This window comes from Pararhodobacter sp. (assembly GCF_034676545.1).
Classification (GTDB): domain Bacteria; phylum Pseudomonadota; class Alphaproteobacteria; order Rhodobacterales; family Rhodobacteraceae; genus Pararhodobacter.
In genome coordinates this window covers 2,454,243-2,473,856 of sequence record NZ_JAUCBZ010000015.1, presented here as the reverse complement: position 1 = coordinate 2,473,856, position 19,614 = coordinate 2,454,243, and the positions used below count along the sequence as shown (strand labels likewise).

Below are 19,614 nucleotides of genomic sequence, written 5' to 3'. Positions count from 1 at the left end.
CGCGCCTGGGCATTTCGACCCCGAGTATCGGGCACCGGGACGTCATTGCGCCCGTCACCTGATGCCGCGCCGTCATGGAAAATCGGTGTGCGGCATGGTTTCCGGCTTTGACAAAATGCGTCATGGTCAAACCACCCGCACCCCCTAAACGCAACGGCACGGTTGGGTCGGGTTCGATACGGCCAATCCCGAAGGCCCGGATGAGGGGTATATCCGCTCCGGTTGCGGCCTGAAGACCCAAGACGCCGCGCCAATCGGGGGCATCGCCCGGGTTTGGAGCGATGGATATCAATGTTGCAGCCGCAGTTCGCCGTCTGTTTCCCGGAAATGGCGCGGGCGGGGTTGAGACTTTGTGTGGGTTTGTTGTTGAACGCGGGCATCGTGTTGCGCTTTGACACCCGAACCAGCGCAGGGTTGGCCAATACCTCCACCTTTCGCAAGGTGTTTGCCATCGAGGACCCGGGCGGCGGGGTGATCACACGCGATACCGCGCTGGCGGATGCATGCAAGGCGATGCGCCGGTCGATGGTGTCAACGTTGCGATCTTATCTGTCCGTGGGTATGCCGCGTATCAAGGACCACACCCCCGCGTTTCGCACCATGTCCGAGGCCCCTTGCGACTCGTACCCCCGGATCAGGATCTGACCCATTCGGCAGCATGACGCCCCTATCCCTTCCGCGGTTGGTTCCGCGCTTGCATTGACCATGTCGCCGCCCCTAGGATGGACTTGAACCACAATGGGGCCAATGATGAACACCAGCCGTTTTTATATCGACGGGGCATGGGTATCGCCTTTGACCCGCGACACGATGCCGATTCAGAACCCCGCATCCGAAGAAATCGTCGGCCAATTGGCGCTGGGGTCCGTTGCGGATACCGACCGCGCCGTTGCCGCCGCGCGTGCCGCGTTCGAGGGCTGGACAACCACCCCCGTCGCTGACCGGATCGCCGCCGTCAAACGGCTGCTTGCGGCCTATAACGCCCGCGCCGAGGATCTGGCGCAGGCGATGTCCACCGAGATGGGCGCGCCGATCACCTGGGCGCGCGAGGCGCAGGTCTGGGGCGGCGGCGCGCATCTTGAAAGCACGATCACCGCCGCCGAATCCATGACCTGGGAGGAAAAGCGCGGCACCTCGCTGATCCTTCGCGAGGGCATTGGCGTGTGCGGGTTGATCACGCCGTGGAACTGGCCGATGAACCAGATCGCCTGCAAGGTCGCGCCAGCCTTGATCGCAGGCTGCACGATGGTCTTGAAACCCTCTGAAATCGCACCCCTTTCCGGGATCGTCTTTGCCGAGCTCTGCGATCAGGCTGGCTTGCCCAAGGGCGTGTTCAACCTTGTGAACGGCTTGGGGCCGGTGGTGGGCGCGCGCCTGTCCGAGCACCCTCAGGTCGATATGGTCAGCTTTACCGGCTCGACGCGGGCTGGCACGGCCGTGGCCGCCGCCGCCGCGCCCACCGTCAAACGCGTGGCGCAGGAACTGGGTGGCAAATCGCCCAACATCATCTTGCCGCATGACGCGTTTGACGCGGCAGTCCGCGCGGGCACGCAAGCGGTCTTTGACAACACCGGCCAAAGCTGCGACGCACCGACCCGCATGTTGGTGCCGCGCGACCAGATGCACCACGCCGCCACTTTGGCCTCAGAAGTTGCCGCAGCCGTGATCGTCGGCGACCCACGCCTTGAAGCGACGACGATGGGCCCGCTGATCTCGAAGGCGCAATGGGACAAGGTGCAACGCTTGATCCAGTCCGGCCTTGATGAGGGCGCGCAGTTGATCGCCGGCGGCCTGGGCAAACCCGAGGGCCTGAACAGCGGCTGGTTCGTGCGCCCGACCGTTTTCGCAGGCGTCGACAACCAGATGACCATCGCGCGCGAGGAAATCTTTGGCCCGGTCCTGTCGATTTTGCCTTATGACAGCGTCGATCAGGCCGTCGAGATCGCCAATGACACACCGTATGGGCTTGCCGCCTATGTCTCAGGTCCGCAGGATCAGGCGCGCGCTTTGGCGCGACGGTTGCGGGCGGGAATGGTCAACCTCAATCGCCCAGACTGGGATACTTTCGCGCCATTCGGCGGCTATAAACAATCCGGCAACGGTCGCGAATACGCCGATTGGGGGCTGCATGATTTCTGCGAAGTCAAAGGCATCATTGGTTGGGATTGATCCCGACGCCGTGATCAGTTGACGCCACGGACCCGGGCGGGCAACAAGGCTCCAACACACAATAAACGAGGCGCACATGAGCTGGAAAACACTCGACGATATGGACTTTACCGGCAAAACAGCCTTGGTCCGCGTGGATATCAACGTGCCGATCAGCCACGGCGTTGTCAGCGACGACACGCGCATCCGGGCCGTGCTGCCGACCCTTCGCGACATCTCGGCGGCGGGCGGCAAGGTCGTGTTGCTCGCACATTTCGGCCAGCCCCAAGGGCAAACCCGTGCCGGAGATGTCCCTGAAACAAGTGCTGCCGGCGCTGTCCGCAGCCCTTGGGAAACCCGTGGCCTTTGCCAGTGATTGCATCGGTGGCCCGGCCAAAAAGGCGGTCTCGGTGATGGAGAACGGCGATGTCCTGCTGCTGGAAAACACCCGTTTCCACGAGGGCGAGGAAAAGAACGACCCACAATTCGCCGCAAGCCTCGCCGCTTTGGGCGATATCTATGTGAATGACGCGTTTTCGGCGGCGCACCGCGCCCATGCCTCGACCGAGGGAATAGCGAAGCTGTTGCCCGCCTGCGCAGGTCGGCTCATGGCCTCGGAACTCAAGGCGCTGGACGCCGCCCTGGGCAACGCGAAACGTCCGGTTGTGGCGATTGTCGGCGGGGCCAAAGTCTCGACCAAGCTTGATCTTCTGGGCAATCTGGTCAGCAAGGTTGATCATCTGGTGATCGGCGGCGGTATGGCCAACACCTTTCTGGCCGCGCTTGGCAAACCGGTTGGCACATCGCTGTGCGAACACGATCTGGCAGACACCGCACGCAGCATTCTTGCCAAGGCCGAAAACGCGGGCTGCAATGTGATCCTGCCGGTCGATCTGGTGGTCGCGCGCGAGTTCAAGGCCCATGCGCCACATGAGATCGTGACCGAGTGCCCCGCGGATGCGATGATCCTGGACGCCGGTCCCGACAGTGTTGCCGCGATCAACGCGGTGTTCGAGACCGCCAGCACGCTGATCTGGAACGGCCCGTTGGGTGCCTTCGAATTGGAACCGTTCGACGCGGCCACCAATGCCACGGCACAACACGCCGCCGAATTGACCAAGGAGGGCACACTGGTGTCCGTGGCGGGCGGCGGCGATACGGTGGCGGCCCTCAACCGTGCCGATGCCGCCAAGGATTTCACTTATATTTCAACGGCTGGCGGGGCGTTCCTCGAATGGATGGAGGGCAAGACCTTGCCCGGCGTCAAAGCCTTGGAGGCATGATGGAGGCGCGCAATCCGGATGATCCCAAAGGGTTGATCCGCGAATCCTACCGGATCGAGGGCATCACGGCGGCCGAGTGTCGCTCGATCCTGGTGGATTGGGCGCTCAGCCTGCCACTGGACGCAGATCAACCCGCGATTGCCGCCCGTTTGCACGCAGCCCACGCGGCAACAGCCCACCCGATGACCGATCTTCTGGCCGCGGCGGCGCAGGTGAAACCGTCGCAAAGCCGGCGTCGCGGTGGGCGTGCCGGGCGTTTCGCCGAGAAACCCTGACCCTCCCACTGGACAGCGGGAAGCGCCGCGCTAGGTCGTCGTGCTCACAACCAGCGAGTTCGCCATGCCCATGCCCGCCCCGCTCATGATCTCTGTGCTTGCCGTTGCAGGGTTGGCCGGATGCGCCGCGTTGGTCGACACCCGCGCCGACCGCCGCGAGGCCGGATGGGAGGCGCAAACCCCGCCTTTGGGGCAGTTCATCGAGGTCGAGGGCCACCGGATTCATGTGTTTGATGCCGGACGTCCGAACCGGTCCGCGCAGGATGTGGTGCTGATCCACGGCGCGAATGGAAATCTGCGCGATTTCACCTTTGATCTGGTGGGACGGCTGGAAAGCAACTACCGCGTGATTGCCGTGGATCGCCCCGGTCTGGGATACTCCGACAGTCTGGGCGAGGCCGATAGCGACCCACGCGAACAGGCGCGGGTGCTGCGGCTGGCGCTCGAACACCTGGGGGTGCGTCGTCCAATCGTCGTGGGCCATTCCTATGGCGGTTCGGTCGCGATGGGCTTTGCCCTGCAATCCGAGGCGCAAACCGCGGGCGTCGTTCTGCTGGCGGGCGCGACCCATCCGTGGGATACGGCGCTTGGCGGTTGGTATCGGCTCAATGACACACCCTTGGGCCGCCCGGCTCGTGCAACCGTTGCGGCTTTTGCACCGGAATCGATGGTCGCGACGGTCCTTGACTCGGTGTTTTCCCCGACACCAATTCCCGAAGGCTATGTCGCGTATTTCGGCCCCAATCTGTCGATCCGGCGCGACTCGCAGGCCAATAACACCCGGCAGGTCAATGACTTGCTGACCTATGTGACAGAAATGCAGCCCGCCTATGCCGATCTGACCCTGCCCATCGAGATTTTGCACGGCGATCAGGACACCATCGTCGGGCTGGAAATCCACAGCCGCCGCATGGCCGCCGAGGCCCCAGGGGCCGTGCTGACCATCCTCCCTGACACCGGCCATATGCCCCATCACAGCCATCCCGACGCGGTGGTCGATGCAATCGACCGCATCGCGCGCCGTGCCAGAAGTTAAGCCAACAGTCCGGCGATCCCGTCCCAGACCAGTCTTGCGCCGACCAATGAGACCATCGCATAGGTGAACGGATAAAACACCTCGGCCGACATGCGCCGGATGATCGCCGCGCCAAGGCTGACCGACACAAGGACCAAGGGCAGCATGATCAGTGCCGACATCAACACCTCTGGTTCAAACATGCCAAGCGCGGCGTAGGGAACCACCTTGACCAGGTTGACAACGGCAAAGAACATCACGGACGTGCCGGTATAGAGCTTTGGGTCCAACCGTTTTGGCAACACATGCATCTGAAACAACGGCCCGCCAGCGTGCGCCACAAACGAGGTGAACCCACCCACCGCGCCAAACAGCCACCCCAAAGCCGGGCGATGCCGGGGCGCGCGCCCCAGGAAGCGCCCCAACAAGGCGCGTGCTGAAAACGCCAGCGCCACGACGCCGACAATCAACCGCACCACAGAGTCCGAGGTGATCGCCGCCGTGGCCCAGCCCACCCCGATCCCGATCAGCGCGGCCGGCACCATGATCTTCAACACCGACCAATCCGTCCATTTGCGCCAGTGCCACAAGCTGACCGCATCCATCATCAGCAAGACCGGCAACAAGACCGCCGCCGCCAGCACAGGCGGCATCACCAGCGACATCACCGGCACCCCCATCAGCGCGAAAGCGCCACCAAGACCGCCCTTGGACAGACCCACAAGCGCCACCGCCAGAACCGTGACCCAGATCATCGTCGGCGTGGTAAAGACAGTCCATTCAGCCACTTAGCTGGACCCTTCGCGAAGCTCTGTCGCACGACGGTCAATCCGTCGCGCCGCCGCCCGCGCCAGCGCACGCCCGGCCTCGGTCAGCGCGTATTCCGCGCCGTTCCGCTTGATCACGCCACGATCCAACGCCTCCAGCACCACCAACTGCGCCTGATTTTCGCGCCAATGCAGGTGTTCGATCAGCGCGACATGGCTGCTCTCCTCGGCCTGAGCGGGGGTTCCTTCGTGGCTGGCAAGATGCGTCAACAAGGTGGCAACCAGGGCCTCCATCTGGATCGCACGACGGCGGATCACCAGCGCCACAAAGCCCGAGCGTGGCGAGGCCATCAGCGCCAGACCCAGCCCCAACCCGGTCGCCAAGGCCATGCAGCCGCCGATCGACACATCCCACAGCATCGCCGCGCCATAGCCCACGCCCACCGACCCGACCCCCGATGCAATTGCCACCAGCATGATGCCCAGAACACTGGCCGCGACCAGACGCCCGGTCACGGCGGGCACGATCAGGAACGCCAGGAACAACACCACGCCCACCGCATCGAAGGCCGCAACCGCCGTGAGGGCGGTGAGCGTGAGCAGCGCCAGGCCCATCAATTCCGGCCGAAACCCCGAGGCTGCGGCCAACCCCGGATCAAAGGCCGCGATCTTTTGCTCTTTCCAGAACAGCGCCAGGAACACCGCGTTGACCACCGACACGGCCGCCAGCGTCACGCCCGCAATCGGCAATTCGACGCCAAACCACATCACGGTGTCCAGCCAGATATAGCCGATTTCCCCCAACAGCACCGAATCCACATCCAGATGCAGGTTCCGCGCGTTCAGGTTGATCAGCAGAACCCCCAGCGCGAACATGGCCGGGAACACCAGCCCGGTCGCGGAATCCTGCGCCATCAGCCCACTGCGCGCCAAGGCCTGCGCCGCCAGAACCGCCGCGATCCCCGCCAAGGCCGCGCCGCCGACCACCAAAGGGCCCGAGCGCGCGCCGGTGATCATCCAGGCCAGAATGATGCCCAACACAATCGCATGGCTGATCGCATCGCCCGACATTGACTGCCCGCGTAGCACAAGGAACGTGCCCAGCATCGCGCCCGACAGGGCCACCAAAGCCCCGGTTGTCAGGATCATTACATCGAGTAAATCGAGGATCACTGCCAGCCCCCATGCGCCGTCACCTGCGCCGCGCCGGCGTCGGTCAGTTCCCAGCGTGTGGCACGATCCTCGGGCTCTGCGGGGGCCTGCACGCGGATCAACCCGTCACGCTGCAATTGCGTCAGGGCGGGCCCGGCGTCAGCACCAAGATAGGCGTCCAGCATGGCTTGATCGCTGCCATAGGCCGGGTTCTTGTGATCCCGGCTCATGCCATGCAATGCCTCGAGCACTTGATAGCCTTGCAGGGTCTTTCGCGCGGTTGCACGCCGCATGACCTGCGCCAAGACGCCCCGGTCCGGCGCAAACAGCAGCGAGATTGCCGTGAACAGGCTGGCCATCAACACCATGACAGGCCCGGTCGCAATGCCCTGCCCCATGGCTGACAAAAACGCACCGCTGGCCCCGGCGGCAATGCCGAACATCGCCGACAGCACCACCATTGGCCCCAATCCGCGCACCCACTTACGGGCGCCAACGGCGGGCGCGATCAGCATGGCGACCATCAACACGACGCCCGCCAGCGCGAGGCCCAGAACGATGGTGATCGCGGTCAACACGGTCAGTACGGTTTCCAAGAGGACAACCGGCAACCCTTGCGCAAAAGCCGCCTCTCGGTCGAAGGCAATCAGTTGAAATTCCTTCCAGAACAGAAGAATACCGCTGAGGACAAAGGCCGCGACAAGCGCCATTGGCAACAGGTCGGCGCGCAGGACCGAGGCCGCCTGGCCAAACAGGAACACCGTCAAACCCGCCGAACCCGGCTGCAATTGCGCCACCGACAGCAGCACCACACCGCCCGCGAAAAACAGGCTCAGGACCGTGCCGAGCGCCGCATCCGGCTTGACGCCCGCCCCCCGGCGCAGCACTTGCACAACCAGCCCCGCCAGCGCGCCCGAGATCAACGCTCCACCCAGAATCGGCACGAACCCGCGCCCGCCGCTGGCCAGAAAACCGCCAACCACCCCCGGTAACGCCGCATGCGAGATCACATCGCCCAGCAGGCTCTGGCCGCGCAGCACCAGAAATGTGCCAAGAACCCCGGCCAAAGCGCCAATCAGCGCCGCCGCCATGATCACCGTGATCAGCGTCGGGTTAAGCATTCTCGCTCATCTCCAGCGCTCCGATCAGGGCCAGTTGTCCGCCGTACGCCGCGCGCAGATTGGCCTCGGTATAGACGTCTTTTACCGGGCCCTGGGCGATGATCCGCTGGTTCAGCATCACCAACCAATCGAAGTATTTGGCGACGGTTTGCAAGTCGTGATGCACCACAACCACCGTGCGCCCGGCGTCGCGTTGCGCTTTGAGCAAGGTCACGATCGCCGCTTCGGTCACCGCATCGACGCCGGCCATCGGCTCGTCCAGGAACAACAGGTCGGCCTCTTGCACCAACGCCCGCGCGATGAACGCCCGTTGCTGCTGACCGCCCGACAATTGGCTGATCGGGCGCGCCGCATAGTCGAGCATACCGACCTGCTCCAAGGCCCGCGTCGCGCGTGCGCGCTCGGCCTTGCCCGGTCGCCGCAGCCAGCCCATCTGGCCATACAACCCCATCAACACCACATCGCGCACCGTTGCCGGGAAATCCCAATCGACGGATTGGCGTTGTGGCACATAGGCAATGCGGCGACGGGCCTGATCGACGGGAAGACCAAAAATCCGCACATGTCCGGCAACCGGCGTCACCAGCCCAAGGATTGCCTTGATCAGCGTGGATTTCCCGGCACCGTTCGGGCCGACGATAGCGGCCATGACGCCCGGTGGTATATCCAGGTCGATATCCCACAGCACCGGCCGGTCACGGTAGCTGACGGTCAAGTCCTCGACATGGCAGGCAAATTGCGGCTCGTGCAGTCCGGACATGGCGCCCTCCGTTGCGGTTCACGCCAGACCTTATTGCGAATCATTCGCAAGTAAAAGCCCCAGCGATCAACCGCCCGTATGACTCATGTGTCGGCTCATCTGCCCATCGACCTTCTGGCGCGAGTAATCGAAATCATGGCCCTTGGGTTTGCGCGAAATCGCGGCGCGGATCACTTGCTCCAGCAACGCGTTATCCGGACTGGCCCGCAGCGGCGCGCGCAGATCGGCGTTGTCTTCCTGGCCCAGACACATGAACAACTCACCCGTGCACGTCAGGCGCACCCGGTTGCAGCTTTCGCAGAAATTATGGGTCAAAGGTGTGATGAACCCGACCTTCTGCCCGGTTTCCTCCAGCCGTACATAGCGCGCGGGGCCGCCGGTATTCTCTGGCAGATCCGTCAGCGTAAAGCGTGCCGCCAATTGCTTGCGCAGGTCGGCCAACGGCCAATAGCTGCCCAGACGCGCCTCCTCGGACATGTCGCCCATCGGCATGACCTCGATAAAGGTCAGGTCGTGGTCTTCGCGTGCGCACCAATCGACAATGTCGAACAACTCCGAGTCGTTGAACCCCTTGAGCGCCACGGCATTGATCTTGACCCGCAGCCCGGCCGCCTTTGCCGCGTCGATGCCCTTGCGCACCTGCGGCAAACGGCCCCAGCGCGTGATCTCGGCGAATTTCTGATCGTCCAACGTATCCAGTGACACATTGACCCGCTTCACGCCCAGATCCGCCAGATCCTGTGAAAAACGTACCAGTTGCGAGCCATTGGTGGTCAAGGTCAACTCGCGCAGAGCGCCCGTTTGCAGATGCCGCGCCATGCCCTCAAAGAACGTCATGATGCCTTTTCGCACCAAAGGCTCACCCCCGGTTATGCGAAGCTTTTCAACGCCCAAGCCGATGAAGCTCGTGCACATGCGGTCCAGTTCCTCCAGCGTCAGCAGCTCCTTTTTCGGCAGGAACGTCATATGCTCTGTCATGCAATAGGTGCAGCGAAAATCACACCGGTCGGTGACCGAAACCCGCAAATATTTGATAGGACGTGCGAACGGATCGATCAGCGGTGCGGCGTGGGTCATGAAGGCCTCCATATCCAGCGAAACTAGTGCCGGTCCGCGCTCGTGACAAGGTGCTCAACCCCGGCTTTTCTGCTTTGGCACCTATTGCTCGCACCAGACGCCGACGATACACTGCCATCATGCTCAGATACGCATTCCCCATCTTGACCGTCACAGCGCTTTCGGCGTGCTCTCTGCCCGCGTCTTTTGGTGGTCGCAATAACGCGTCTGATCCTGACATAACCGTACTGGAATCGCCCGGCGATGACGTTCTGCGCCCAAGGGCGCGCGACGGCCAGACCGAGGTTCCCCCACCGCCTACACCATCGGCGACAGGCTATCTGGGTGAGACCCTGGCAGGGCTTGGCGCCCCTGCTGAAACCGGGTTATGGCTCAAGACCGGCCTTGTGGCGCAGGTCCAACAAGGGCGCGTTGTAACGGAGTCCGGCAGAAGTCTGACATTGGAATTGCGCCCGACCGGTGCTGCCCCCAGTGCCGGCAGTCAGGTGTCTTTGATGGCGATGCAGACTCTGGGCCTCCACCTTGGCGAGCTCGCGACGCTGCGCGTCTATGTGGATTGACCCGGTAATCCCCGACGCAGTCCTCGGGTGTCGCCAGGCTTCACGTCACAGTACTCACGTCACGATCCCAGCAGATGTTGTATTGACCTGACATCTTAATGTCAGACCAATTGCCCATGCGAAACGCCAGTTGGCCTTGCACCCTTGCAACACGCGGTTTATCACGCGCGCATCCGTGCAAAGCGCGCGCCAGATCAAAGGACCGCACATGATCCCTCGCTATTCCCGCCCCGAAATGGTCGCCATCTGGTCCCCCCAGACCAAGTTCCGCATTTGGTACGAGATCGAGGCCCATGCCTGCGACGCGCAAGCCGCGCTGGGTGTGATCCCACGGGAAAACGCGCAGGCCGTCTGGAAAGCCAAGGACGTCGAGTTCGACGTCGCCCGCATTGACGAGATCGAAGCCGTCACCAAGCACGACGTCATCGCTTTCCTGACCCATTTGGCGGAAATCATCGGCCATGATGTCGCGCGGTTCGTGCATCAGGGCATGACCTCATCCGACGTGCTCGACACCACCTTCAACGTGCAATTGGTGCGCGCCGCCGACATCCTGGTGGGCGGCGTGGATCGCGTGCTGGCGGCGCTGAAAACCCGCGCCTACGAGCACAAGGATACGGTGCGCATCGGTCGCTCGCATGGCATCCATGCCGAACCCACGACGATGGGCCTGACCTTCGCGTGCTTTTATGCCGAAATGGACCGCAACAAGGCGCGCCTTCTGGCCGCGCGCGACGAGATCGCCACGGGGGCGATTTCGGGCGCAGTCGGTACCTTCGCCAATATCGACCCCGCGGTCGAAGAGCATGTCTGCGCGCAAATGGGCCTCAAGCCTGAACCGATCAGCACGCAGGTCATTCCCCGCGACCGCCACGCGATGTTCTTTGCCACGCTGGGCGTGATCGCCTCCTCCATCGAGAATGTCGCCACCGAAATCCGTCACATGCAACGCACGGAAGTGCTTGAAGCGGAAGAGTTTTTCAGCGCCGGGCAAAAGGGCTCATCGGCCATGCCGCACAAGCGCAATCCGGTTCTGACCGAGAACCTGACCGGCCTTGCGCGCTTGGTGCGCATGGCGGTGATCCCGGCGATGGAAAACGTCACGCTGTGGCATGAGCGCGATATTTCGCACTCCTCGGTCGAACGCGCCATTGGCCCGGACGCGACTGTGACCCTCGACTTTGCTTTGCACCGCTTGGCGGGAGTGATTGAAAAGCTGGTCATATACCCTGAGAACATGTTGAATAACATGAATAAATTCAAGGGCCTCATCATGTCGCAGCGCGTGCTCTTGGCGCTGACTCAGGCTGGTGTCAGTCGCGAGGAGTCGTATCGCCTCGTGCAGCGCAACGCGATGAAGGTCTGGGAGCAGGGCAAAGATTTCCGCGAGGAATTGCTGGCCGATGCCGACGTTCTGGCCGCCTTGACCGAGGACCAGATCAACGAGAAATTCGATCTGGGCTATCACACCAAACACGTCGAGACGATTTTCAAGCGCGTGTTTGGTGCCTGATCGCGAAACCGCGGGCGCACCCTTTTTGGGGGGCGCCCTCTATGCCCAGTCGGGTTTGCGCTTTTCGATAAACGCCGAAATCCCCTCGTCGGTATCGCGCAGCAGCATGTTTTCCGCCATCACCGCGCCGGTATAGGCATAGGCTTGATCGAGCGGCAGCGCCAATTGCGCATAAAACGCACGCTTACCGATCCGCACCGCAGCGCCCAGTTTTGCGGCGACGGTTTTCGCCAGATCCAGAGTAACGGCGTCCAAATCCTCAGGTGCCGCTACCCGGTTGATCAACCCAACCTCACGCGCGCGCTCGGCTGCGATAAACTCGCCGGTTGTCAGCATCTCGAACGCCTGTTTGCGCGACAGATTGCGGGTCAGCGCGACCATCGGGGTCGAACAGAACAACCCGATATTGACGCCATTCACCCCAAACCGCGCGTCCGAGGCCGCGACCGCCATGTCGCAACTGGCGACCAACTGGCACCCCGCCGCCGTGGCGATGCCATGCACCTGCGCGATCACCGGCTGCGGCATGGACGGGATCAGTTGCATCAGGGTGCCGCACCGGGCGAAAAGATCGGCGAAATAGCCCGCACCCTTGTCGTCAGCCGCGCGCCCGGCCTGCATTTCCTTCAGATCATGGCCCGCGCAGAACACCTTGCCCGCCCCCCGAATGATCACCGCCTTGACTTGGGTATCACCGGCCAGCTTTGTCAGAGTTTCGGTCATGGCCGCCAGCATCGCATCCGACAGCGCATTCAGCGCCTTCGGGCGATTTATCGTCACAATCGCCACGTTTTCCGCTACGTCACATAGCACCAGATCGTCGCTCATCTTGCTCTCCCCTTCGTTTTGCGGCCAGTCTAGAGCCGGATTGTCTTGGGGGAAAGCATGACCGTAAAAATGGACGCCGCGGCGCTGAACGCCTTCATGATGGCCGAGTTTCCGCAAGTTGCCGCCGAGTTTTCCGTCGAGCGGGTCGCGCCAATGGAGGCCGACGTGCGTCTTCTGGTCACGGATCAGCATCTGCGCCCCGGCGGAACCATCAGCGGCCCCTCGATGTTCGCGCTGGTCGATCTGGCCATGTATGTCGTGACCTTGGCCATGATCGGGCCGGTGGCTCTGGCCGTGACCACCAATTGCTCGATTGATTTCATGCGCAAACCCGAGGCAGGCCGCGACCTGATCGGATCCGCGCGCTTGCTGAAACTGGGCAAGACGCTGGCGGTGGGTGACGTCCTGATTCGCTCGGTCGACTCAGACGCGATTGTTGCCCGCGCCAGCCTGACCTATGCCATTCCGCCCAAACGCTGAGGTCAATCCTTGCGCCGAACCTCGACCACATTGGGGCTACGTCTGATATCATAGCGCCCCGCGCGTTGCACCAGGTCGCTGAGCTTGGCGCACCCATAGGTGCGGCTGTCAAAGTCTGGATGGTTGGCCTGAATCGCCTGCCCCAGCACCCCCAGAGGGAACCATTCTTGTTCTGGATCAAGGGCTTGCATGGCGCTGTTGATAAAGGGAATCGCATCAACCGGCGAATCCCGCTTGTCAGCGCTTTTGGGCTCCGAGGCACCAATCAGATTTTCCACAAAAATGAACCGCTTACAGGCCTTTTTGAAGGCGTCCGGAGTCTTGCGCTCGCCAATTCCGTAGACATCCACGCCCTGTTCGCGAATGCGGCTTGCGAGGCGCGTAAAGTCACTGTCCGAGGACACCAGAACAAACCCATCAAAGCGCCCGGTGTGCAGCAGGTCCATCGCATCAATCACCAAGGCGATATCAGACGAGTTCTTGCCGACGGTATTGGCAGGTTGGTGATGCGGCACCAGCGCCATGGAAGGCAGTCTCTCATTCCATCCACTCATCTGGCCGCGTGAGAAATCGCCATAAATACGCCGCACCGAGGCTTCGCCCAAGCTTGCAATCTCATCAAAGATCGCCTCGGCCCAGCGGGGTGAGGAGTTGTCGGCGTCTATCAGAACGGCCAAAAGTGGAGATTGTTTCGGTAGCATGGTGTTCCTTTCAGCGCGGCAGCCTGACGAAGGGCGCGACGCGATTAGCGCAACTGTGACGCGCCTGACGCATGAGCACAACCATCATGCCTGCGCCTTTTCCGCAAGATCTCGCATAAGCGTGAAGGCCCCGCGCAGTTTCTCTTTGTCCGTCGCCCAGTCGCGTTGGATGACCACTTTGTTGTCACGGATCCTGGCGTCTTTACCCTGCGCATGAAGAAACTCGACCAACCCCTTGGGATTGGGGAATTTATCCTGATGAAACTGGATTGTTGCCCCTTTCGGACCAACGTCAAGCCGCGCAACCTGTGCCTTCTTGCACATCGCCTTGATTTGGACGACGACCAGCAACGTGTTGACTTCTTTTGGCAATTCTCCAAATCGATCAATCAGCTCTGCGGCAAATCCCTCAAACTCGACCTTTTTCTCCAGGGTCGACAGACGGCGATAGAGGCCCAGACGCACGTCCAGATCAGGGACATAAGCCTCGGGGATCAGAACCGGCACGCCCAGATTGATTTGCGGAGCCCATTGCCCGCCGTCCAGATCCGTCAACTCGCCCGTGCGCAGTCTGGTGATCGTTTCTTCCAGCATCTGCTGGTACAATTCATAGCCGACTTCGCTGATATGGCCGGATTGCTCCTCACCCAGAATATTACCGGCGCCGCGCAAGTCCATGTCTTGGCTGGCAATATTGAACCCGGCACCCAAGCTGTCAATCGACCCCAGCGTCTTGAGGCGACGGGCGGCTTGCGGCGTCAGGGGCTTGCGGGGTTTGGTGGTCAAATAGCAGTAAGCGCGGGTTTTTGATCGCCCGACACGACCCCGGATTTGATAAAGCTGCGACAGGCCGAACATGTCAGCACGGTGCACGATCATCGTATTTGCGCGTGGGATGTCCAAACCGGATTCCACAATTGTCGTGGCCAGCAACACATCATATTTGCCATCATAAAACGCGTTCATCCGGTCGTCCAATTCGCCCGCCGCCAGTTGCCCGTGCGCCACCAGAACCTTGACTTCGGGCACCTGAGTGCGCAGAAACTCCTCGATTTCCGGCAGATCCTTGATGCGGGGCACGACATAAAAGGACTGCCCACCCCGGAACCGTTCGCGCAACAGCGCTTCGCGGATCGTCACGCTGTCGAATTCGCTGACATAGGTGCGAATCGACAGGCGGTCGATGGGCGGCGTCGAGATCAACGACAGATCGCGCACGCCGGACAAGGACAGTTGCAGCGTGCGCGGGATCGGCGTCGCCGTCAGGGTGAGCACATGGACGTCCGAGCGCAACTCCTTGAGGCGCTCCTTGTGCCCGACTCCGAAATGTTGCTCTTCATCGATGACCATCAAACCGAGGTTGCGAAACTTGATCGACTTGGCAAGCAGAGCATGGGTGCCAACGACAATATCGACCGTGCCATCGGTCAGACCGGCGCGTGTAAGGCTTGCTTGCTTGGCGGGCACAAAACGCGATAATTGTCTGACGATCAGCGGAAAGCCACGGAAACGTTCGGAAAAGCTGTGAAAGTGCTGACGCGCAAGCAGGGTCGTTGGGCACACGATGGCCACCTGCAGCCCTGACATGGCCGCAATGAAGGCCGCGCGCATGGCCACCTCGGTTTTGCCGAAGCCGACGTCCCCGACGATCAGGCGATCCATCGGGCGGCCGCGGTCAAAGTCGTCGATAATGTCCGAAATGGCCGTCAACTGATCGTCGGTCTCAGCATAGGGAAAGCGGGCGGCAAACGCCTCCCAGAGCCCTTCAGGCGGGTTCAGCACCGGGGCCTTGCGCAATTCGCGTTCCGCGGCAATGCGGATCAGTTTGTCCGCCATCTCGCGAATGCGCTGCTTGAGTTTGGCCTTCTTGGCTTGCCACGCGCCACCGCCCAGTTTGTCGAGCAAGCCGGTCTCGTGTCCGTAGCGCGACAGCAATTCGATGTTTTCGACCGGCAGATACAGACGGTCACCGCCGGCATATTCCAGCATGATGCACTCATGCGGCGCACCCATCGCGGTGATCGTCTCCAGCCCGGTATAGCGCCCGACGCCGTGATCGACATGCACCACCAGATCGCCCGGCGTGAGGCCCTGCGCCTCGGTCAGAAAATTCTCGGCGCGTTTCTTGCGCTGGGTGCGCATCAGGCGTTCCCCCAGCACGTCCTGTTCGGAAATCACCACCAGATCCGGGGTTACAAACCCGCTTTCCAGTGGCCAAACAACAAGTTGCACCGCGTTCTTGCCCTTGAGCTCGCGTGCGTCCCCGATCTGTTTGGCGTCTGACAGCCCATGTTCCGCCAACAACCCCGAGAGCCGTTCAAGAGCACCCTCGGTCCATGAGGCGACCACCACGGACCGGGCTTTGCGCTCTGCTTGAATATGGTCTTTCAACACTTGGAAAATGTTGATGTTTTCCTGTTGACGCTCCAAAGAGAAACTGCGCCCCGCGCGCCCTTGGGAATCCAGGACACCGGGTCCGGGTGGTTGGCGCAGCGGCGACAGTTGGATGACCCGCTTGGCATCCAGGGCGGTGAGCCAACACGTATCGTCCAGATACAACAGATCTGGCGGTGCCGGTTTGTAAACCGTATCCACGCGGCCCTTGGTATTCATCGCTTCGCGCCGGTTATCATATTGATCGGCAATGGTTTCCCAACGCGCAGTGCGGGCGGCGTCGGTTTGGTCGTCCAGAACGACACTGGCGTCTGGCAAATAGTCAAAGACCGTCTCGAGCCGGTCGTGGAAGAACCCCAACCAATGCTCCATGCCCTGTTGCTTGCGTCCGGCGCTGATCGCCTCGTAGAGCGGGTCGTCGGTTCCCGCCGCGCCAAATTCCATGCGATAGGCTTGCCGGAACCGGGTGATCGCCGCCTCGTCAAGGATCACCTCGGAGGCTGGCGCCAGTTCCAGACGATCCAGTTTGCCGATGGTGCGCTGGGTTGCGGGGTCGAATTGACGCAACCCGTCCAGGACATCGCCGAACAGATCCAGCCGCACGGGGTCCGTGTCGCCGGGCGGGAAAATGTCGATGATTCCGCCGCGCACGGCAAATTCGCCCGGTTCCGTCACCGTGGGGCTGGGCGAATAGCCCATGCGCGCCAGATAGTTGCGCAAACCTTGCTCGTTGAGACGTCGCCCGACCTCGGCAACAAAGGACGACGCCCCCACCGTTTCCCGCGACGGCATACGTTGAGTCGCGGCGCTCAGTGTCGTCAGCAACACGAACGGACCCGGCACCCCTTGTGCAAGCCCGGCCAGCGTCGCCATGCGACGGGCGACGATTTCAGGATTGGGTGACACCCGGTCATACGGCAGGCAATCCCAAGCCGGCAATGTGATGGTCACCAGTTCGGGCGCAAAGAATGCCAAGGCATGACGCATCGCCTCGCGGCGCTTGTCATCGCGCGCGACATGGATCACCGGGCCACCCCGTTTGGCGACCTCGCGGCGGATCAACTCGGCGTCAAACCCTTCGGGCGCGCCCCCCATGAGCAGGCGTTCGATTGCCATCACCAGTCCTCGAAATTCTGTCTTAGCGATCCATCAGCGGGATCGAAAGATTGTACACGGTGCCATACATGGTCGTGATCAAAATGGCCAACAAACCAATGGCTTGAATCAACACGCGATGCAGGACAAGCTTGCGGGTCAAGGCTTTGCCGGTCAAGGGGTTGCGCGCCAGTTTCGCCGCAAGTCCCATGCCAAGGAGGGCCGCGATGGTCATCGGGACCATCAGCATGGTCACGGCCTGCGCCAATTCCGCGCCATAACCGAAACCCAGCACTCCGAGCCCGGTCAACACAGCCGCCCAGAACCCGACCAGCCAAACGCCCGCGCTGGACATGATTTGCATCCGTCGGCGGGCCTGCAAATGCGCCATGAGCTCCAGATCGGCCATCGCCTGTCCACCGCGTCGGCGCGCGCGCTGGACCATGTCAAAGGGCACGCCGATGATGAAATGCGTCATGTTGGACCAGCCGATTGCGATCGCGATCCAGAACCAGATGTTCGAAAACGACCGCAGGTCGATTGTCGAAAAAACCGTAGAGTAGAAATCCACACCGAAACCCCTGCCAGTTGTTCCTCTGATTAACGCCGATAGGTGACGGGGCCAAGCACCGATCCAACGTGGCGCGCCGGTTGTGTGTGCAGGGCTTGAGGTCAGCGCGGTGTCATGGCACCTAGGCACCCAGAATTACAGGAGGATGCCGATGCCCGTCCACACCCCCGCGCCGTTCCCGATTGCCCGCCTGCGCCGGATGCGCCGCACCCATGCGTTGCGCGATCTGGTGGCCGAAAACCGCGTCACGGCGGCCGATCTGATCTGGCCGGTGTTCATCCGCGAAGGCCACAACATCGAAGAGCCGATTCCCTCGATGCCGGGCGTCGCGCGCCTGTCACTGGATGTGATGTTGCGCAAGGCCGCCGAGGCCCATGCCCTGGGTGTCGGCGCGATTTGTCTGTTCCCCTATACCGAACCAGACCTGCGCACCGAGGAATGCGCCGAGGCCTGGAACCCTGAAAACCTGACCAACCGCGCGATCCGGATGCTCAAGGCCGAGCTGCCCGATATGGCGGTGATGACCGATATCGCGCTGGATCCCTATAACATCAACGGCCACGACGGGTTGGTGGTCGGTGACCAGATCCTCAACGATGAAACCGTCGAGGCGCTGGTCAAGATGGCCCTGGCGCAATGCGAGGCCGGGGCGGATATTCTGGGGCCGTCCGACATGATGGATGGCCGGATCGGCGCGATGCGTCAGGCGATCGAGGGTGCGGGCTACCAGAACGTCGCGATCCTGTCTTATGCCGCGAAATTCGCCAGCGGTTTCTATGGCCCGTTCCGCGATGCGGTCGGTGCTTCGGGGCGGCTGGTGGGCGACAAGAAAACCTATCAGGTCAACCCGGCCAACCGGCTCGAGGCGTTGCGCTGCGTGGCGCGCGATCTCGATGAAGGGGCCGATATGGTCATGGTGAAGCCCGGCCTGCCCTATCTGGATGTCTGCCGCGCGGTCAAAGACGAGTTTGGCGTGCCGACCTTTGCCTATCAGGTCAGCGGAGAATACGCGATGCTGGCCGGGGCGATTGCCAACGGCTGGCTGGGCGACTCCGTGATCCTGGAAAGCCTGTTGTCGTTCAAACGCGCGGGCTGCGACGGGGTTCTGACCTATTTCGCCCCGGCGGCAGCGGCGGCACTGCGCGACTAGGCGGCGATTTGCCTTAGGTTTTGCGTTCCGCGTGACAAAGCGCAGCGGGTCTCGTATAGGTATGACATACGAGGCATTCCGGCTATGGGGCACAAGACTTCGGCCGCAACAACGAGGCAGAGCATGATCCAACACACGCGACTTTCGCGCCGTGGCCTTCTGGTCGGCGGCGGTGCAGCGGCTCTTTTGGCGGGCTGTGGCAATCCGGTGGGCAATTTCAACGGCGAGCGTCTTGACGGGCGTGTCGATGCCACCCGCGATTTCCTGCGGCAAAACCATCGTGAACTCGACAACCTGTTCGAAAACTCGCAGGGCATTCTGTATATGCCGCTGGTGTCCGAGGCCGGGTTCTTTGTCGGCGGCGCTTATGGGCAAGGCGCGCTGCGCATCAATGACGCAACCGTCGATTATTATTCTGCGACGCGCGCCAGCGTTGGCTTGCAGATTGGCGCCCAGCAATACGCGCATGTGCTGTTCTTCATGACACCGCAGGCCTTGGCTGATTTCCGCGCGGGCGAAGGCTGGGCGGCCAGCGCCGATCTGCGCTATGCAACGCCAAGTGAAGGCGGCGCGGCAGGCATTCAGACCACCACCATGTTCTCACCCGTGATTGCGGTGGTTTTTGGTCAGGCGGGTCTGATCGCTGGCGCGTCCTTGGCCGGCGTGCGCTATCAACGCATCATTCCGTAAACGCAAAGTTTCCGGTGCAGATGTGAAAGGGCGC

General features: G+C 62.0%; 18 protein-coding genes and 1 pseudogene. 10 read left to right on the top strand and 9 right to left on the bottom strand.

The features are described 5' to 3' along the window. The first annotated feature begins 291 nt into the window (after positions 1–291). The 5 genes and pseudogenes from VDQ28_RS15660 to VDQ28_RS15640 all read left to right on the top strand — a co-directional run bounded on the left by VDQ28_RS15660 (position 292) and on the right by VDQ28_RS15640 (position 4,742). Entirely contained in the window at positions 292–645 is a 354-nt protein-coding gene (locus tag VDQ28_RS15660; RefSeq protein WP_323036815.1) for a hypothetical protein, read from the top strand. Between the two features lie 102 nt (positions 646–747). Beyond that, a complete protein-coding gene (locus VDQ28_RS15655) occupies positions 748–2,169 on the top strand; it encodes an aldehyde dehydrogenase family protein (protein ID WP_323036814.1) in 1,422 nt (473 codons plus the stop codon). A gap of 76 nt (positions 2,170–2,245) precedes the next feature. Further along, positions 2,246–3,431, top strand: a pseudogene (locus VDQ28_RS15650) (phosphoglycerate kinase). Continuing rightward, on the top strand, positions 3,428–3,706 hold the full coding sequence (locus tag VDQ28_RS15645) for a hypothetical protein (RefSeq protein ID WP_416349396.1): 279 nt from the start codon (positions 3,428–3,430) through the stop codon (positions 3,704–3,706). The pseudogene VDQ28_RS15650 and the gene VDQ28_RS15645 overlap by 4 nt, the downstream one beginning before the upstream one ends. 64 nt (positions 3,707–3,770) lie before the next feature. Next, entirely contained in the window at positions 3,771–4,742 is a 972-nt protein-coding gene (locus VDQ28_RS15640) for an alpha/beta hydrolase (protein WP_323036812.1), read from the top strand. Here the strand turns inward: VDQ28_RS15640 and VDQ28_RS15635 are convergent. The 5 genes from VDQ28_RS15635 to moaA form a co-directional block, all read right to left on the bottom strand. Beyond that, positions 4,739–5,509, bottom strand: coding sequence for a sulfite exporter TauE/SafE family protein (locus tag VDQ28_RS15635; protein ID WP_323036811.1), 771 nt, complete (start codon positions 5,507–5,509; stop codon positions 4,739–4,741). The two genes, VDQ28_RS15640 and VDQ28_RS15635, sit on opposite strands and share 4 nt — an antisense overlap. After that, a complete protein-coding gene (locus VDQ28_RS15630; protein ID WP_323036810.1) occupies positions 5,510–6,661 on the bottom strand; it encodes a metal ABC transporter permease in 1,152 nt (383 codons plus the stop codon). After that, positions 6,658–7,761, bottom strand: coding sequence for a metal ABC transporter permease (locus VDQ28_RS15625; RefSeq protein WP_323036809.1), 1,104 nt, complete (start codon positions 7,759–7,761; stop codon positions 6,658–6,660). The genes VDQ28_RS15630 and VDQ28_RS15625 overlap by 4 nt, the downstream gene beginning before the upstream one ends. Next, positions 7,754–8,521: a metal ABC transporter ATP-binding protein gene (locus VDQ28_RS15620; protein ID WP_323036808.1), complete on the bottom strand. Its 768-nt coding sequence runs from the start codon at positions 8,519–8,521 to the stop codon at positions 7,754–7,756. Before VDQ28_RS15620 ends, VDQ28_RS15625 begins: the two co-directional genes overlap by 8 nt. A gap of 66 nt (positions 8,522–8,587) precedes the next feature. Continuing rightward, positions 8,588–9,598 carry a GTP 3',8-cyclase MoaA gene (gene moaA, locus VDQ28_RS15615; RefSeq protein ID WP_323036807.1) on the bottom strand — a complete coding sequence of 337 codons (1,011 nt, stop codon included), beginning with the start codon at positions 9,596–9,598 and terminating at the stop codon, positions 8,588–8,590. A gap of 119 nt (positions 9,599–9,717) precedes the next feature. Between moaA and VDQ28_RS15610 the strand changes: the two genes are divergently transcribed. Together VDQ28_RS15610 and purB are read left to right on the top strand one after the other, a co-directional pair. Continuing rightward, positions 9,718–10,158 (top strand): hypothetical protein, encoded by a 441-nt coding sequence (locus VDQ28_RS15610; RefSeq protein ID WP_323036806.1) that lies wholly within the window; start codon positions 9,718–9,720, stop codon positions 10,156–10,158. Between the two features lie 208 nt (positions 10,159–10,366). Beyond that, a complete protein-coding gene (purB, locus tag VDQ28_RS15605) occupies positions 10,367–11,671 on the top strand; it encodes an adenylosuccinate lyase (RefSeq protein WP_323036805.1) in 1,305 nt (434 codons plus the stop codon). A 39-nt stretch (positions 11,672–11,710) separates the two neighbouring features. On the opposite strand, the gene VDQ28_RS15600 is transcribed toward purB, so the two are convergent. Then, positions 11,711–12,499, bottom strand: coding sequence for an enoyl-CoA hydratase (locus tag VDQ28_RS15600; protein ID WP_323036804.1), 789 nt, complete (start codon positions 12,497–12,499; stop codon positions 11,711–11,713). A 57-nt stretch (positions 12,500–12,556) separates the two neighbouring features. Here VDQ28_RS15600 and VDQ28_RS15595 point away from each other — a divergent pair, with 57 nt between their 5' ends. Next, complete coding sequence (locus VDQ28_RS15595; RefSeq protein ID WP_323036803.1) at positions 12,557–12,979, top strand: PaaI family thioesterase; 423 nt, start codon at positions 12,557–12,559, stop codon at positions 12,977–12,979. A gap of 2 nt (positions 12,980–12,981) precedes the next feature. Here VDQ28_RS15595 and VDQ28_RS15590 read toward each other — a convergent pair whose 3' ends face one another. The 3 genes from VDQ28_RS15590 to VDQ28_RS15580 form a co-directional block, all read right to left on the bottom strand. After that, the gene (locus VDQ28_RS15590; protein ID WP_323036802.1) at positions 12,982–13,680 is read right to left on the bottom strand and encodes an NYN domain-containing protein; all 699 of its coding nucleotides are present in this window, start codon (positions 13,678–13,680) and stop codon (positions 12,982–12,984) included. An 84-nt stretch (positions 13,681–13,764) separates the two neighbouring features. After that, complete coding sequence (gene mfd / locus VDQ28_RS15585; protein ID WP_323036801.1) at positions 13,765–17,190, bottom strand: transcription-repair coupling factor; 3,426 nt, start codon at positions 17,188–17,190, stop codon at positions 13,765–13,767. 22 nt (positions 17,191–17,212) lie between these two features. Then, the gene (locus tag VDQ28_RS15580) at positions 17,213–17,740 is read right to left on the bottom strand and encodes a component of SufBCD complex (protein WP_323036800.1); all 528 of its coding nucleotides are present in this window, start codon (positions 17,738–17,740) and stop codon (positions 17,213–17,215) included. Between the two features lie 145 nt (positions 17,741–17,885). Between VDQ28_RS15580 and hemB the strand changes: the two genes are divergently transcribed. Together hemB and VDQ28_RS15570 are read left to right on the top strand one after the other, a co-directional pair. Beyond that, positions 17,886–18,890 (top strand): porphobilinogen synthase, encoded by a 1,005-nt coding sequence (gene hemB / locus VDQ28_RS15575; protein WP_416349395.1) that lies wholly within the window; start codon positions 17,886–17,888, stop codon positions 18,888–18,890. Positions 18,891–19,013: 123 nt separating this feature from the next. Continuing rightward, positions 19,014–19,580 carry a YSC84-related protein gene (locus VDQ28_RS15570; protein WP_323036798.1) on the top strand — a complete coding sequence of 189 codons (567 nt, stop codon included), beginning with the start codon at positions 19,014–19,016 and terminating at the stop codon, positions 19,578–19,580. Positions 19,581–19,614 lie beyond the last annotated feature (34 nt).

Bases quoted from the DNA above. Each gene is read 5' to 3' on its own strand.
- VDQ28_RS15660 (WP_323036815.1), top strand. From the start codon at position 292: ATGTTGCAGCCGCAGTTCGCCGTCTGTTTCCCGGAAATGGCGCGGGCG.
- VDQ28_RS15655 (WP_323036814.1), top strand. From the start codon at position 748: ATGATGAACACCAGCCGTTTTTATATCGACGGGGCATGGGTATCGCCT.
- VDQ28_RS15645 (WP_416349396.1), top strand. From the start codon at position 3,428: ATGATGGAGGCGCGCAATCCGGATGATCCCAAAGGGTTGATCCGCGAA.
- VDQ28_RS15640 (WP_323036812.1), top strand. From the start codon at position 3,771: ATGCCCATGCCCGCCCCGCTCATGATCTCTGTGCTTGCCGTTGCAGGG.
- VDQ28_RS15625 (WP_323036809.1), bottom strand. From the start codon at position 7,761: ATGCTTAACCCGACGCTGATCACGGTGATCATGGCGGCGGCGCTGATT.
- VDQ28_RS15620 (WP_323036808.1), bottom strand. From the start codon at position 8,521: ATGTCCGGACTGCACGAGCCGCAATTTGCCTGCCATGTCGAGGACTTG.
- moaA (WP_323036807.1), bottom strand. From the start codon at position 9,598: ATGACCCACGCCGCACCGCTGATCGATCCGTTCGCACGTCCTATCAAA.
- VDQ28_RS15610 (WP_323036806.1), top strand. From the start codon at position 9,718: ATGCTCAGATACGCATTCCCCATCTTGACCGTCACAGCGCTTTCGGCG.
- purB (WP_323036805.1), top strand. From the start codon at position 10,367: ATGATCCCTCGCTATTCCCGCCCCGAAATGGTCGCCATCTGGTCCCCC.
- VDQ28_RS15600 (WP_323036804.1), bottom strand. From the start codon at position 12,499: ATGAGCGACGATCTGGTGCTATGTGACGTAGCGGAAAACGTGGCGATT.
- VDQ28_RS15595 (WP_323036803.1), top strand. From the start codon at position 12,557: ATGACCGTAAAAATGGACGCCGCGGCGCTGAACGCCTTCATGATGGCC.
- VDQ28_RS15590 (WP_323036802.1), bottom strand. From the start codon at position 13,680: ATGCTACCGAAACAATCTCCACTTTTGGCCGTTCTGATAGACGCCGAC.
- mfd (WP_323036801.1), bottom strand. From the start codon at position 17,190: ATGGCAATCGAACGCCTGCTCATGGGGGGCGCGCCCGAAGGGTTTGAC.
- hemB (WP_416349395.1), top strand. From the start codon at position 17,886: ATGCCGATGCCCGTCCACACCCCCGCGCCGTTCCCGATTGCCCGCCTG.
- VDQ28_RS15570 (WP_323036798.1), top strand. From the start codon at position 19,014: ATGATCCAACACACGCGACTTTCGCGCCGTGGCCTTCTGGTCGGCGGC.